The organism is Bacillus sp. SRL337 (assembly GCF_984799155.1).
This window is the reverse complement of sequence record NZ_OZ481793.1, coordinates 4545645-4561075: the sequence shown is the minus strand read 5'-3', so window position 1 is coordinate 4561075 and position 15431 is coordinate 4545645. Positions and strand designations below refer to the sequence as shown.

15 protein-coding genes and 1 pseudogene are annotated in these 15431 nt (G+C 44.8%); 7 read left to right on the top strand and 9 right to left on the bottom strand.

Going from position 1 to position 15431, the window contains the following annotated elements; genetic code table 11:
• Positions 1-55: 55 nt before the first annotated feature.
• The 5 genes and pseudogenes from AC4E8A_RS22785 to AC4E8A_RS22765 form a co-directional block, all read right to left on the bottom strand.
• Positions 56-306, bottom strand: a pseudogene (locus tag AC4E8A_RS22785) (transposase); the annotation flags it as partial.
• 443 nt (positions 307-749) lie between these two features.
• Positions 750-2240: a peptide MFS transporter gene (locus AC4E8A_RS22780; RefSeq protein WP_490196101.1), complete on the bottom strand. Its 1491-nt coding sequence runs from the start codon at positions 2238-2240 to the stop codon at positions 750-752.
• A 280-nt stretch (positions 2241-2520) separates the two neighbouring features.
• A complete protein-coding gene (locus tag AC4E8A_RS22775; protein WP_490196099.1) occupies positions 2521-3132 on the bottom strand; it encodes a hypothetical protein in 612 nt (203 codons plus the stop codon).
• Entirely contained in the window at positions 3126-4166 is a 1041-nt protein-coding gene (locus AC4E8A_RS22770) for an ABC transporter permease subunit (RefSeq protein ID WP_490196098.1), read from the bottom strand. The genes AC4E8A_RS22775 and AC4E8A_RS22770 overlap by 7 nt, the downstream gene beginning before the upstream one ends.
• On the bottom strand, positions 4163-5044 hold the full coding sequence (locus tag AC4E8A_RS22765; RefSeq protein ID WP_490196097.1) for an ABC transporter permease subunit: 882 nt from the start codon (positions 5042-5044) through the stop codon (positions 4163-4165). The genes AC4E8A_RS22770 and AC4E8A_RS22765 overlap by 4 nt, the downstream gene beginning before the upstream one ends.
• Before the next feature lie 229 nt (positions 5045-5273).
• Here AC4E8A_RS22765 and AC4E8A_RS22760 point away from each other — a divergent pair, with 229 nt between their 5' ends.
• From AC4E8A_RS22760 to msrA, 3 genes are all read left to right on the top strand, one after another.
• Positions 5274-6080 carry an AAC(3) family N-acetyltransferase gene (locus tag AC4E8A_RS22760; protein ID WP_490196096.1) on the top strand — a complete coding sequence of 269 codons (807 nt, stop codon included), beginning with the start codon at positions 5274-5276 and terminating at the stop codon, positions 6078-6080.
• A 36-nt stretch (positions 6081-6116) separates the two neighbouring features.
• Entirely contained in the window at positions 6117-6530 is a 414-nt protein-coding gene (locus AC4E8A_RS22755) for a VOC family protein (protein ID WP_490196094.1), read from the top strand.
• A gap of 61 nt (positions 6531-6591) precedes the next feature.
• Positions 6592-7551 (top strand): peptide-methionine (S)-S-oxide reductase MsrA, encoded by a 960-nt coding sequence (gene msrA, locus AC4E8A_RS22750; protein WP_490196093.1) that lies wholly within the window; start codon positions 6592-6594, stop codon positions 7549-7551.
• A gap of 63 nt (positions 7552-7614) precedes the next feature.
• Here the strand turns inward: msrA and AC4E8A_RS22745 are convergent, their stop codons facing one another.
• A complete protein-coding gene (locus AC4E8A_RS22745) occupies positions 7615-8895 on the bottom strand; it encodes an MFS transporter (RefSeq protein ID WP_490196092.1) in 1281 nt (426 codons plus the stop codon).
• 89 nt (positions 8896-8984) lie between these two features.
• Positions 8985-10292, bottom strand: coding sequence for an alkaline phosphatase family protein (locus AC4E8A_RS22740; RefSeq protein ID WP_490196091.1), 1308 nt, complete (start codon positions 10290-10292; stop codon positions 8985-8987).
• Positions 10293-10559: 267 nt separating this feature from the next.
• Here AC4E8A_RS22740 and AC4E8A_RS22735 point away from each other — a divergent pair, with 267 nt between their 5' ends.
• Positions 10560-10799 (top strand): hypothetical protein, encoded by a 240-nt coding sequence (locus tag AC4E8A_RS22735; protein ID WP_490196090.1) that lies wholly within the window; start codon positions 10560-10562, stop codon positions 10797-10799.
• A 48-nt stretch (positions 10800-10847) separates the two neighbouring features.
• Positions 10848-11291 (top strand): hypothetical protein, encoded by a 444-nt coding sequence (locus AC4E8A_RS22730; protein WP_490196089.1) that lies wholly within the window; start codon positions 10848-10850, stop codon positions 11289-11291.
• Between the two features lie 141 nt (positions 11292-11432).
• Here the strand turns inward: AC4E8A_RS22730 and AC4E8A_RS22725 are convergent, their stop codons facing one another.
• A complete protein-coding gene (locus AC4E8A_RS22725; protein ID WP_490196088.1) occupies positions 11433-12953 on the bottom strand; it encodes a UDP-N-acetylmuramoyl-L-alanyl-D-glutamate--2,6-diaminopimelate ligase in 1521 nt (506 codons plus the stop codon).
• A gap of 249 nt (positions 12954-13202) precedes the next feature.
• Between AC4E8A_RS22725 and AC4E8A_RS22720 the strand changes: the two genes are divergently transcribed.
• Both AC4E8A_RS22720 and AC4E8A_RS22715 read left to right on the top strand, forming a co-directional pair.
• Positions 13203-14204, top strand: coding sequence for a Gfo/Idh/MocA family protein (locus AC4E8A_RS22720; protein WP_490196087.1), 1002 nt, complete (start codon positions 13203-13205; stop codon positions 14202-14204).
• Positions 14205-14409: 205 nt separating this feature from the next.
• Entirely contained in the window at positions 14410-14607 is a 198-nt protein-coding gene (locus tag AC4E8A_RS22715; RefSeq protein WP_490196086.1) for a DUF378 domain-containing protein, read from the top strand.
• Positions 14608-14649: 42 nt separating this feature from the next.
• On the opposite strand, the gene AC4E8A_RS22710 is transcribed toward AC4E8A_RS22715, so the two are convergent.
• Positions 14650-15144, bottom strand: coding sequence for a DinB family protein (locus AC4E8A_RS22710; RefSeq protein WP_490196085.1), 495 nt, complete (start codon positions 15142-15144; stop codon positions 14650-14652).
• Between the last annotated feature and the right edge of the window lie 287 nt (positions 15145-15431).

Genomic DNA, 15431 nt, shown 5'->3' with positions numbered 1-15431 from the left:
GTCTTTCTCTGAATAGGCCGCATCCCCCAATAATTCTCTCAACTTACAGCGTGCCTTTTGTGTGGGAGGCATCTATAATAATGGACTTACTGTTAATAATCTTTTTTTCAATGGCTATCTCAACGCTCTTATTGATAAGCATGTCTAATAAGTTCAGATCTTTCAACCTAAGGTTACGAAAATTAATCAGAGAACTTGGATCAATAACGGTTTCCTTTGGAGCCATATCCAAGAAATAGTTGAAGGACAAGCCATATTTTGAACGCTCGAAATATCAACGTCTGAGACATCGTTAATGGTATTCAACGTTGATTGGAGTGGAAGGTGTGCGATTTCCTGCGGGACTAGCGGGACTCGTCTAGTTCCAGCGGCCAACGACTAGGGGATTTCAGTCTCCTTCCTTGCGAATCCAGCTCCAAAGCCCAGCTGCTAGCGTACTTCCCAGCTCCTCCTTGCGATAAGTCATCATCGAATCGCTCCACTCTTCATGATTTCTATATCTCATGCAGGAACCCTCCAACCCATACGTCGTTGAACGGCCGCTTCCACATTTAGTAGGTGAGACCCCGCAGGCGAAGCCGAGGAGGCTCACCGCCCGCCCCGCGGAGTCGCGCACCTGGAACGTCATAAAAAGATGAAATAAAAAAGGCAGAACCGCTCTTTGAAGTGAACGATTCTGCCTTCTTAATTTTTCTTAGACTTTTTCAGTGACCTCGACCGCTCCTGAGGTTCTCTTTTATTCCTATAAATTAATTAATCCCTCTCATGAACTTCTTGATGATCGGAGAAAGGACGAACAAAATGATACTTAATAGAATCGCTGCTCCACCGATAGAACCGAAGTATATCGTTTCATTGGCAGGAGTATAGAATTTCACCAGCTGTGCATTCAAAGCTTGTGCCGCGGCACTTGCTAAGAACCAGACACTCATTGTCTGAGCGGAGAAAGCCTCAGGTGCCAGTTTGGTTGTCGCTGATAATCCAACAGGTGAAATCAACAATTCACCAAGAACGACGATGAAGTAGCTGAGAACAAGCCATAATGGGCTAACCAATGCATCTCCACTGATATAACCCGGGATCAGGATGACAAGGAAGGATATCCCTGCAAATAATAACCCAAGGGAAAATTTCTTAGGAATGCTTGGCTGACGGTCTCCAAGTTTTACCCACATTGAAGCAAATACAGGAGCCAGCACAATGATGAACAACGGGTTCAGTGATTGGAACCAGCCTGGAGAGATGCTGATGCCTGCAAAATCAAGATCTGTCCGTTTATCTGCATAATTCGCAAGGATCGTGGAGCCCTGCTCCTGAATCGCCCAGAACATAACGGCCGCAATGAAAAGCGGGATGTAAGCGAGGACTCTGGAACGCTCAACTTCATTCGTTTTCGGGCTGAAGTACATAACAAGAAAATAGATGGTCGGAATAATGATACCTAAAATACCGATTAAATTAATGAATGTGCTTACAGTAAACAGGCCATTAGGAATTAGGATGGCCAACAGACCGCCGATGACGACAATCGCTGCACCAAAGATGATAGAGTACCTTTTCTTTTCAGAAGCTGTCAGCGGGTTGCCGACATACGTTCCTGCCAGTCCAAGGTTTTTCTTCTTTGTTATCATGAAAACAATCAATCCTACAAACATACCTACAGCTGCGATTGCGAATCCCCAATGGAATCCATAGGCATCTGAAACGGTTGAAGTCAGTAATGGAGAGATGAATGCCCCAAGGTTGATACCCATATAGAAAATACTGAACCCTGCATCACGGCGGCTGTCGTTTTCAGCATACATCTCACCGACGACACTGGATACATTTGGTTTCAGCAAACCAGTACCAATAACAATGAATACCATGGATACAAAGAACATGGAAAGGCTTCCAGGTATTGATAAGGCAATGTGACCGAGCATGATCAAAATTCCGCCATAGAAAATCGCTCTCGATGTTCCGAATACCCGGTCAGCCAGCCAGCCTCCAATGACCCCTGACATGTAAACCAGGGCACCATAAATGGACATGATGGAAAGAGCAAGGTTATCATCAAGACCCAGTCCGCCCTTTGATACCTCGTAATACATATAGAATACAAGAATGGCTCTCATGCCATAGTAGGAGAATCTCTCCCAGAACTCTGTGAAAAACAACGTGAAAAGACCTTTAGGATGGCCGAAAAATCCCTTTTGAGGGACGCTTTCAACAATTCTTTGTTTGTCTAATTTGGACATATGTCTACCTCCTATGAAATACTTTACTATAATAATTATTATTTTCCGTTTTGTCAAAATACTTTTGAAGAATTTAAGGAGTAAAAGTATTGTGAATTGTAGCAAAAAATAGGAAAAAAGTACTTCGTTCTACAATGTGAAAAAAGAAATTATATTATGTAAATATAATAAATGGACCAATAGACATAGCTTGCGCATTAGACTGTTTGCTCATTCCCTACTATAAATAGGAAATATAAACAATAAAAAAACTCCTTGGCATTTGGAAGCCAAGGAGTTTTTAATGGGATGGGCGTGCATCTTCTATGTTTGGGGACATGTCGAATTTCCCCCTATACCAGCCTCCATCAGACAATGAGAAAACCGGCGTGTATTTGGCAATTCCAGTAATCTTGCTGCCGTCCATTTCATATTGATACAAGCCTTCACTTTCACCAATCAGCTCGCCCGATTTTCCGAATTTTTGTTGAATATCTTCTGGTTGAATCTCAGGGGAAAATCGGATGGCTGCCCGATAACGTTTTTCTATGTCAGGGCGGTCCATAACGATAAGAAAACTGCCATCCTCGTTCATTTCTCCCTCTTTTTCCAGAGCCGTTTCATCTGCAGGCTCAACCTCGCCATTCAAGACGTCCGTCTGCTCGGCCCCCTCGGGATATTCTTTTAAATCAGCTAGAAGAATTGCACCCTCCGGCAGGTTGGCATTTCCCCGGATAATCATTCTGGTCTGGTCGGATTGAAGAGTGGCTTCGAGCTTTATTTCTTCTCTTCCTTTTGAAAGTTCAGGTGCTTCCTGTTCTTCCAATGTCTTATCAACCCAGATGACTCTGCATCCAGCAAGCAAGCTTATAACCAGTAAAATCGCTATGGCAGAACAACCTTTTCTCAGCATGCTTTTTCACCCTTATGGTCTGCAAATGTAAAATCATCCTTTTGTGGTTTATGGGAAGAAGCATATCCGGCTGCTTTCCTTTTCTTTCTGAATAGCTTCATGCCGGCTGGATTCCCTTCGATTAAAACAGATCTCAAAACAGCACTGATTTCATTTACACAGTAAATGGTGACGGAAAAAAACAAAAGCGGACCCAAAACGATATACGGGCGGACGAAAACCTGTTTTATATTAATAGCAATAGTTGCCGCCCATTCATTTATAGCGGAAAAATACTCTGGAATGACTTCCATGATCCCGAAATTGGCTGTCATGAGACCACCCAGGCAGATATGAAGGACACCGAGCTGAATCAGAAGCAGCAATGTTTGGGACAATTGCTCTGAAAACAAGACGATGGAATGCCGTCCAAAATGGGGCACTAAATGTTTTCGGATTAAATGAAAACGGCTGGCGCCCATTTGTCTTGATACATCAATGAACTCCTGTTTCATAAAATCATTCATCCCCTGCCCGACATACATTCCCAGGGACGGGATGACCATGAGTGCGATGACCGCCACTTCAATCACCATGAAGCGGAAACTTGTCAATGCTCCAGCTTCATATGCCAGTTGAAGGGGGTGAAGAAGGATGTATCCGACGATGGCCAGCGGAATAAAGTTGAATGTATCCCAGAATCCCTTGATGGCTGAACGGAGCCATCCCGGTATGAATGCATAAAGAAGCCCAGTGACAAACCCGCCGAACATCCTCAGAAGGGCAATGGCTAATGCGGCCAGCAAAGTATACTTAGCGCCGTCAATCAAAAGCAGGAAAATGTTCCTGCCGAGCTTGTCGCTTCCCATAGGCGGCATCTCGGATGGAGTGTAAGGCGCAGCAGCAAGCAGTTTATGGGTATCCGGGTCCGTTATATAGGGAGGGCCCGATTCCTGAAGGTCAGGATAAAGGACCGGAACAAGAAAGCTCCCGACAATCAATGCGGCGATAATTCCAAATGGAATCCAAAATCGTAAAGATTTAAACACGCTCATACCTCAAGCTCCCCTCCGATCGTTCTGGTCAATAGAATCCGGCCGATGCTGAACATGATGAAGAATGGGATATAAATCATCAGCATTCCTATAAAGAAGGCACTCGGCTTTAATGTAGCAGTTGCCAGCATGACGTACATGAACCCGTTGATGTTAAACAGGATTTCAATGATAAGGAGATTAGACAGCATCAGCAGGAAGATCGGCTTGATATGATAATAGAATTGAATCCAGACATTACGGAACAAATGGACCCACAAAGTATACGCCTTTGAAAAACCTTTGGAAAAAGAATATTCTACATACGGCCTGTCTTCCTCTTCCCTTATCTGGAACAGGAAATGCTTCGTAAGAAAGGCAATCGGCAGGACGGCCAGACAGACAATCGGCAGAACATAAATCTTATCTTCGCCGAGTTTATAGATATCAAACAACAAGAGATCCGTCTGTTTGAAAAGCCAGATGATGAACAACTGCAGCAATACGACAATCAATACGTCCGGAAGGGAATCGAACAGATCCAGAAGCCGGAAGCAAATCCGTTTTGCCCATTGCGGCAGAAACATAATGAGATAGCTGATGAAAGCAGAAACGATAACAGCAATCGCAAATGCAGATGCCAAAAGAAGGAAGGAATATCCAAATAACTTCAGAAGCATAGGGAAGATTGGATAGTTTTTTCCTTCATCACCTACAGTGATAAAGATAGATCCGGGATGTAATAAATCATGAAAGATTTGTTTCAAGGTATGAAAGTATTTTGCAATATGTATGACAAGTTCATGATCATAAAAAAGCAAGGAACCAGCAGCGCTGAATAAAAATAAACCTGCACACGTCAGCAGAAACTGAAGGGGCAGCCACATGATCTGCTTCATTAAAAGTCTCCTCCTCATCGGAAAAAGGTAAAGGAAATTGAATCCTTTTGTTACGAATATATTTCAAATTTTTCAGATTATTTCACTAGATAACTATAACACTTACAATATATGCCTTCAAGAATGATTTTTTATAAAAGTCCAAATACTCGGAGAAAGTCAACTGGAAATTGATATATAATTAGGGAATCGGTGAACGATAAAAAAGATAATTTAGAAGGGGATAGACATGACAGAGAGAATAGCGATTCAAAAGGTACAGACTCCGCACACAGCCTCAAGCTTAATTAAGGATTTTCAACACCTGGGTTTACATCAAGGAATGACACTTATTGTCCATTCATCTCTAAGTTCCTTAGGATGGGTATGTGGAGGGGCAGTCGCGGTTGTGACGGCGCTGATGGAAGCAGTCGGTGAAGAAGGGACACTGATCATGCCTGCCCAATCGGCTGATAACTCTGACCCAGCAGAGTGGAAAATGCCTCCTGTTCCGGAAGAATGGTGGCCGGTCATCCGCTCGGAAATGCCAGCCTACGATCCGGATACAACTCCTGTAAGGGGCATGGGGGCCATTGTCGAGGCTTTCAGGACGTTCCCGGGGGTCAAAAGGAGTTCTCATCCTGTATATTCTTTTGCAGCCTGGGGGAAACATGCCGACTACATAATAAGTGAACAGCCCCTGGAGGAAGGGTTTGGCCTGCACTCACCACTTGCGAAGATTTACGAACTCGCTGGATCGATCCTGTTGCTCGGGGTGACCCATGACAGCAACACGTCATTGCACTTTGCCGAGCACAGCATCCCCAATCGGGAGAAAGTCAAAAAAGGAACCGCAATGAAGGAGAACGGCAATCGTGTATGGAAGGAGTATGAAGAGATTCTATATGATTCCGATCACTTTGAAGAATTGGGGAAAGACTTTGAAGATTGCCATCATGTTAAACCAGTAGAGATTGGAATCGCCGAATGCCGGCTCATGAAACAGCGTCCAGTTGTCGATTTTGCCCGGCAATGGCTTCAAGAGAAACATTCATAATAGATACTTGACCATGGAAAGGGATGGAAAAGAACAATGAGTGAGAAACTGTTGAGGGTAGGGACCACCTACATTCCAGTCCGTCATGCTGCTTCAGCCGCTGACTGGTACAGCGAGAATCTGGGGGCAGAAATAAACTATCTGGATGAGGATAAGGCCATCATAAATCTGGCTGATCAAAGCTTCTTTCTGGTGCAAGCAGGCAGCAATCAATCATCTAATTTCTTTGACAAAAATGGAGAAGAACATTTTTCAATGACATTTGAAGTCAATGGCCTGTCTGCTTTGGAAGAACTTCAAAAAGAGTTTAAAAATAAGCAGATGAAGGTCGGCGATATAGAGAACAGGGGTCATGCCGGCCGGAATTTTGTCTTTTGGGACATGGATGGAAATAAGTTTGATGTCTGGAGCGAGCTGAGCCCTGAGTTTGAAGGGAAATCTGACAGTTAAATCATATGTTTCACGTGAAACGGCTGCAGCTGCTAAAGAAACTGTATAGGAGGAGATCATTTTGACACAAATACAATCTCATAAGGCGACCTTTGCCGGCGGCTGTTTTTGGTGCATGGTTTCTCCTTTTGATGAGCAGGAAGGCATTGAGAGCATCACTTCAGGTTACACAGGGGGACATACCCGAAATCCATCCTATAAAGAAGTGATTTCGGGGAACACAGGACACAGGGAAGCAGTACAGATCTTATTTAATCCAGAAGAATTTCCTTATGAGAAGCTCTTGGAGATGTATTGGCAGCAAATCGATCCGACAGATTCAGAAGGACAGTTCAGTGATAGAGGATATGCTTATACGACGGGTATCTATTATCACAGCGAGGAACAAAAGGAGCTGGCGGAAAAATCAAAAAGGAAGCTGGAGGAGAGCGGCCGGTTTCAGCAGCCGATCGTTACCGAAATCCTCCCCGCTCAGCCTTTTTATCCAGCTGAGGACTATCACCAGGATTATTACAAGAAAAATAGTTTCCGGTATGAACTGTATCGAAGGGGATCGGGCAGGCAGGATTACCAAAAGAAATTCTGGCCGAAGGATACTTCGCATCTGAAAGAATCGCTTACACCAATTCAGTATCATGTCACTCAAGAAAATGGTACTGAGCCCCCTTTTAAAAATGAATACTGGGACAATGAACAAGAAGGAATCTATGTCGATATCGTATCAGGTGAACCGCTTTTCACTTCGAAAGACCAATATGACAGCGGCTGCGGCTGGCCGAGCTTTACAAAACCGGTAATGTCTGCAAGTGTGAAGGAAAAATATGATTTGAGCCACAGAAGCACAAGGTTGGAGGTCCGGAGCAGGGAGGCTGACTCCCATCTTGGACATGTCTTTGAGGACGGCCCGGGGGAAAACGGTTTACGATACTGCATCAACTCCGCAGCCTTGCGGTTCATTCCTGTAAAAGACCTTGAAAAAGAGGGGTATGAGGACTTTAAGATTCTCTTTCCGGGAAGGTAGAAAGTGAATTGGAGAGAGTAAAAAATAAAACCGCTTGGATTTTACAAATCCAAGCGGTTTTATTTAGGCTTTTTTGGCTGTATCCACTGCAGCAATATGATGCTTTGGTTCAGGTACCCGGGACAGAATGGCAATCCCGATGATGAACAAAATGACAAGGCTGAAGACCCCGGTGCTCGAATTGCCTGTCAACTGTGCCGTCATGGCGACTAGCAGCGGTCCCATGATGGATGCGAACTTCCCGAAAATATTATAAAATCCGAAGAATTCATTGGAGTTTTGTTTTGGTACCAGCTTAGCGAAATACGAGCGGCTCAAGGCCTGAATACCCCCTTGGGACGTAGCGACCAGCATAGCCAATATCCAGAAGTCCAAGGTTGTTTCCAGGAAGTAAGCATAGATGCAGACAAAAATATAAATGATGATACCGACATACAGCATCTTCTTCCCTGTAAACTTCTCTGAGAGCCTTCCATACAGGATGGCAAAGGGAGCAGCGACAACCTGCGTGACAAATAAGATGATCAGCAGGCTGGTGGATGAAATGCCAAGGTCAGTTCCATAGGCAGTGGACATCGTAATGATGGTACCGACACCATCAATATAAAAGAAATAAGCCAGTAGGAACAAAAATAACGAACGGTATTTTTTAATTTCTTTAAATGTTTTGCCAAGGCGTTTAAAGCTGTTAACGACAGGCTTTGGCTCAGGTTCAATATAGTGGCGCTGGTGAACATTCCTAAACATTGGAATGGCAAATAATCCCCACCATAACGCGGTAATCAGGAAGGCAATTTTGCTGGCTGTTGTGGTTGACAGAGGAATGGTGCCGCTTTGTGACAATACAATGATTGCAATGCTGATGATGAATGGAATGGTACTGCCGATATAGCCCAGCCCGAAGCCTCTGGCTGAAACTCTGTTCATCTTTTCATCTGAGGTGACGTCAGTCAGGAAAGCATCATAGAAAACATTTGCCCCTGCAGAACCGACAGCTGCAAAAGTATAACAGACTAGCAGCAAGAACCATTCATCACTTGGAATAAAAGCTAAAAGGGCTGTAGCCGCAACGCCAAGGAAAAAGAAGAAGGTAAAGAATTTCTTTTTAAATCCTTTATAGTCAGCGATGGTTCCAAGTATCGGGCCCAACATCGCCAGAATGAAGGTGGCGATGGCAATGGTGTAACCCAGGTACGCAGTGGAATTGGCGGCACTTACCCCCGCATTGGTGGCAGCGGCCTTATAAAACAATGGAAAAACAGCAGTGGAAATGATGATGGAATATGCTGAATTGGCCCAATCGTAGAGCATCCAGCTATTCTCTTCTTTTGTAAAAGACTTCATCGGTTTTGACCTCCCGGAAACGGTTTCTGTTTAATTGTACAAAAAATAAAAGGAATGGAGATTGAAAGCCTGTAAGTTTTACAAAAAATTTACAGTTTTAACAACTCATCTATAGCTGCGCCATCCGTATTGCCCAGATGGAGTCCAAGAAGTCTGGCGAAAGTCGGCCCCTCGTCTGTAAGGTGCATGGAAGGAATGAGTGCTCCCTCTTTCACTCCTTTGCCCGCTGCCATCAAAATGGTCTCATAATCGGGCTTCTCAGGTGAGTATCCATGGGATGCGAAGGTGTATTTACCGGCTTCTACATCTTCAGAGGTGATTCCATCAAGATAATCCCCCTGCAGCCCTTCCGTGATGTAAAATCCAAGCGAAGCTTCAATCATGAAAGCACAGGTCTCATCAGCTCCTCTATCTCCAGCCTCCTTTCCGGTCAAAATGTTTTCAATGCCATTGTCCGTATCCACTTTCATTTTGTCTAAGAGCTCTTTCGCTTTTCTAAAGGTCACTTGATCATCTGGGTCCTTTACATATATATATGCCGAGCCATCGCAGCTCTTGCAATAGGCTTTCCAATCAGTGATTTTTCCTTGGCTGTTCACACTGAGAAGGCCCGCCTCTTTTAGCAGGACATTCGGTTTAATGGCCTTGGATTCATTCAGGGCGCTGTGATCTCCCAGAGCGATAATGGTGGACTGTTCATAAATTCCTGCTTCTCTTAACGCTTCAGTGATTCTTCCGAGCCGTTCATCATGTCTTTTCAAGGCTTCATGAGCCTGTTCAGAAGAAAACCCATGGTAGTGGCGGTGGGAATCAAGGTCGGTGAAATGGATAAGCATCAGATTTGGTTTCTTCTCACGAATGGTTTCGACTGTGGCCTCCAATACAAAATCATCAAGCTGAGGCTGGAAAAGGCCGTTCCGTATATGGCCAAAGCGGCGGTTCATCTCCAATTGGAAGGAGGTGCTTCCATTCCAAAGTGACACGGCAATCTGATGGTGCCATGGCCGGTTGGCAAAGATTTCAGGCATGTTGTAATCAATTTCAGCTTTGGCTGTTACGGGCCATAATAACGCGGCAGTTGTCAGGCCTGCTTTCTTTGCTTCATCGTAAAGGGTCGTGCCCTTTATATGATGTCTGTGCCAATACCAATCCGGTGAATGGCTGCCGGGCTGAAGCCTGGTGTTGTTAATGACTCCATGCTTATTGGGATAGTTACCGGTTACAATCGTGGCGTGACATGGATATGTAACGGAAGGATAGATGGTCTTTACGTTTGGACAATACGAACCTTTTTTCAAAAGTCCTTGAAAGTTCGGCATTTCTTTTATGGTTGTGTAATCCAGAGATGAAAGACAATCGAATGAAATCACTATCAAGTGGTCTGTAAGTCGTTCCATGAGAGCCTCCAAGTATCGTAAAATTTCAAAAATTATTTGTATATTTAATATAACAGAAGATTGGGACTGGAAGATATAGGTTTTTAAGGGTGTGGTAGAAAACTGAGAAGCAGATCGGTTTAGCTGGTGATTTGGAGCAGACATGCCGGTGAGGAGCGGCAGGGAGGTATGTCGGTGTGCTGGGGCAAGTAACGAAACTGGGGTGATCGCGAAAAGGGATAATCGGGACAGAAAGGGTCAGGGAAGAGTGGAGCGAGTCGCGAATCCGTGAAAATCAGGACAGAAAGGCCGGGGAATGGTGGAGCGAGTCGCGAATCCGTGAAAATCGGGACAGGAAGGGGCGGGAAAGAGTGGAGCGAGTCGCGAATCCGGGGGAATCGGGACAGGAAGGGCCGGGAAATGGTGGAGCGAGTCGCGAATCCGGGGGAATCGGGACAGGAAGGGCCAGGGAATGGTGGAGCGAGTCGCGATTCCGTGAAAATCGGGACAGGAAGGGGCGGGGAATGATGGAGCGAGTCGCGATTCCGTGGTAATCGGGACAGAAAGGGGCGGGGAATGGTGGAGCGAGTCGCGAATCCGGGGGAATCGGGACAGGAAGGGCCGGGAAATGGTGGAGCGAGTCGCGAATCCGGGGGAATCGGGACAGGAAGGGGCGGGGAAAAGTGGAGCGAGTCGCGATTCCGTGAAAATCGGGACAGAAAGGGGCGGGGAATGGTGGAGCGAGTCGCGAATCCGGGGGAATCGGGACAGGAAGGGCCGGGAAATGGTGAAGCGAGTCGCGATTCCGTGAAAATCGGGACAGGAAGGGCCAGGGAATGGTGGAGCGAGTCGCGATTCCGTGAAAATCGGGACAGGAAGGGGCGGGGAATGGTGGAGCGAGTCGCGAATCCGGGGGAATCGGGACAGGAAGGGCCGGGAAATGGTGGAGCGAGTCGCGAATCCGGGGGAATCGGGACAGGAAGGGCCGGGGAATGGTGGAGCGAGTCGCGAATCCGGTAAAATCACGACAGAATGAATCAGAGAAGAGTGAAGGGAGTCACTGGAAATTCCGAGGTGTTTGCGAAACAGAAAGACAACCCAGCTAAGGTAAGCCAAAATTAATTACCAAAAAAAGAACCCGATCCAATGGGTTCTTTTTCATCAAGCCTGGATATAGTCATAATCGTAATCTGTGCTGTCATCATTGAAGTAGCTTCTAATCAGGTCTTTATCGGAATGGGGTACTTCTTTTCCCTCGACAATCTGGGCTTCATTAATGCAGCCGCTCGTCAACAGGATCAGATCATTTTCATCACTGAGGGCGAGTGCGGAAAGGACGCCTTCTGCCCTGGTTCTCTCGGTATAGATGTTTTCAGCCGATGGGTTTGAGAATCCTGCCAATACATGGCTGATAATCTCATCAGGGTCATTGAAATCAGGGTGGTCGACGGAAACGACGATTTCATCCGCTTTTCCTTCAACCGTTTCAGCCATGAGCGGCATCTTGGATTTATCCCTTATTCCGATACCGGTAATTAACACAATCAAGCGGCGGTACTCCAGTTTCTTGACTTCACGAAGCAGGTTGTCCAGCGCTGCCGGCGTATGGGCATAATCGAGCAGGATTTTTCTGTTGCCATACTCGGTGAGCAGTTCAAATCTTCCTTCAGGTCCTTCGAGGGAAGGCAGGGCCAGGAGAATCTGATGAATGGAGTATCCGGCATGCATGGCCGTACAAAGTGCTGCGAGGACATTGGCGATATTATAATCTCCAATGACTGGAGCCCGTACAATATAAGATTCATTCTGTACATTCAGCTCAAAGAAGCTCTCATGGCCGATGGTTCTTATGTTGGAGGCAGTTACATCTGCCCTCGAATGTTTATTCAAGCTGTAGGTCAGTACCTCACTGGAATACATGTCGAGGATATCCTGTGCCATACCGTCATCATCAATGTTCACCACCGCTTTTTTAGCTTGTTTGAAAAGTTTCAGCTTGGCTTTCTTGTAGTTTTCAAACGTTTTGTGAAACTCAAGGTGTTCAGGAGAAAGGTTGGTATGTATCGCAATGTCGAACACTATACCCTCAACGCGCTTCTGCTCTGTTGAAACCGAAGATACTTCCATAGCAGCTGCCCGGTCCCCTCGTTGATAAAACTGATTAAAAATGTAGTGTAAATCAGAGGACTCAGGTGTCGTCGGGGTACTTTTCTTCAACTTGATCTTCTCTTTTGAAGAAATGATGCCGGTCGTCCCAATCGAACCAGTAGGTGTTCCAAGGATTGTCATTAATGATTTCACATAGGCAGTGACAGTGGTTTTCCCGTTCGTCCCTGTCACCCCGATCGTCATCAGTTTTTCATGTATATTTTTATAAAACAAGATGGACAAGCGGGCAAGGAAAGCCCTGGCATCCTCCACTTGAATAAAGGTTCTGTCAGAATACTTCTTGCTCGCTTCTTCAAGCACTTCTGCATTTTCCCCGGCCAGAACAGCGGCCCCATTTTGGATGGCATTTTCAAGAAATGAATGGCCATCATGATTTTCCCCGCTGATGCAAATAAATGCAGCATCTTCCTGTACCCTTCTAGAGTCATAGTTCACATTGGTGATTCGTCTTTTCTGTTGTCCCCAGATGCACTTGATTCCTAACTGTTCCTGTTGTAAAAAGTCAATGTTCATTGGCTCTCTCCCTTTGATAAGAAGTCAGTCATCCTGATTCGTTTATAGTTTGACCGTAACAGCAGCGAGCGTATACAAAGTGGAATGAATGCTTGTCTAGCATCAGAGTATTTTTTCGCTCATTTTCTATCCGTTAATACCCCAGTCCCTGAAAAATAATCTGGAAAAGATTTCTTGCGGGGTCTCGCAGGAAGCACACATGTGATATAACTGAAGATGAAAAGAATTCTGAAAAAGGAGGAGAACGACGTGAGTAAAATTAAGTGGGGAATTTTAAGCACAGCAAATATTGCTAAGAAAGCCCTTATCCCGGCTCTTCAAGATGCTGAGTATGCAGACGTGACAGCAATTGCGAGTCTAAGCGGGAGGGCAGAAGAGGCAGCGAAGGAATTTTCAATTCCAAAAGCGTACCAAAGCTATGAAGAACTTCTGGACGATCCGGAAATTCAAGCGGTCTACATCCCTCTTCCTAACACAATGCATAAGGAATGGGTCACAAAAGCCGCAAGAAAAGGCAAACATGTACTATGTGAAAAGCCTGCTGCTTTGACAGCTGGAGATGTTGAGGAGATGGCAGCTGAATGTGAATCAAATAATGTGTTGTTTATGGAGGCTTTTATGTATCAGTTCCATCCGCAGCATAGACGGGTAAAAGAACTGATTGAAGAAGGGGCTATTGGGGAAGTACGACATATGCAATCAGTGTTTACATTCAAAATGGACTTAGAGAAGAATCCGGAGAATATCAGGCTGAACAAAGAACTTGGAGGAGGAAGCATTTGGGATGTTGGGTGCTACTGCATTCATTCCACACGCTATATTCTGGGCCGGGAACCTTCTGAAGTATATGTAAAGGCAAGCATTCATGATGAGTTCGGAGTCGACACAAAAGCTGTCGGCATACTCAGCTTTGAAAATGGCATTACGGCAAGCTTCGAATCAGGGTTTGAACAGCCGATGAAAGACACTTATGAAATTTCGGGAACAAAGGGAACGATCAAGGTACCCTTTGCCTACCGGCCGGATCGTTTCCCGGGTGGCAGGGTCTCCATCGCCATAACCGATGAAAAAGGAGAAGAAAGAGAAGAAGTCCTCGAAGGAAATCCATATGTCATCCAAGTAAACCACTTTAGTAAATGTATTCTGGAGAAAAGGAAGCCTGTCTATACATCCATGAGTACCATCAACAATATTAAAGCTATACAAGCATGTTACCATTCATTGGAAAGCAACAGTCCAATCAGGCTATAGAATTAAAACTGTCTCCTTAGAGGGGACAGTTTTTTATTCTTTTAGCCGGGTACAAATACAATGAGGGATTTTGTATAAAAACTATCGATGTACAAATAGTGAACAAAAACAATACAAAAATAACACAGTAAATGTTTTGAACTTGTAATTACGGGCATATAATAATCATGAAAGAATAACAAACCTTTTAAGGAGGAGAAAAATCGTGAAAACATTAGATTCAATCGCACTGATATTATTAATTGTTGGAGGCTTGAACTGGCTGCTTGTCGGATTATTCGAATTTGACTTAGTGGCAGCTATCTTTGGCGGACAAGACGCCATCCTTTCAAAAATTGTTTATATTCTTGTTGGTTTGTCTGCCCTATACTGCATCAAATTATTTGGAAGAATCAAAGATTAATAAAGTTAAGCCATTCCGAAAGTGGAATGGCTTTTTCCTTTTTTAGACTGGTTCCCAGAGGTTCTCAATCCCCTGGGCCCGTTTAATCGTGGTGATGGCTCCCTGATGCAGGCCTTCATGCCAATTGGCAAATGATACGACTTCAGCCAACGTTTCAAAAGCAATGTCCCTTGTCATTCTGAATGGCTTTTCCCCCTTGTCGGACAGCCTTCCCATAAATGTATCTCTCAACCTTCCCGGCTGTGAGGAAAGAAGCTTTCTTAAATCTTTCAATGATGGAGCCGCTGCTTCCCATTGGCCGGGGCTTGTATTAAAGCCAAATAATTCGTTGAATCCATCAGGAATAACTCCTTTCTTTCCGGCAAATGAATGGATGAGGTTTTCATGAGAAAAGTAAATGTGCCCGAGATTCCAGCGGATTGAATTTTTGAAGCCGCCTGGAACAAAATCTGCCATCTCTTCTGTGGTATTATCCAATGCCGCAATGGTTCTCAGCCGGATAAAATCAAGCTGTTTAAATAGTTGGGAATCGTCCATTTTGAAGCCACCTCCTGCATAATTTCCTTACCTACTTCTTTATTTGCACAAAAAAGTCCTTTTTGTAACAGAAAAATGAAGGAATCAGGCTGTCGGTCTGGAAGTATTTAAGTGGTTTGAATTTATGAGGCTATTTCAAAAAAGTGTAGTTTATTTACGAAGATGAATGAAAAGTAGTATTTATTGAAGCGGAAACAGGAGATCTCATGAGGGACAGGTGAGGTTCTGCAGGCAGGCTGAGAAAGCAGATTTGGCACGGGATCCCTAGTGTCTCCTTTATATCATGC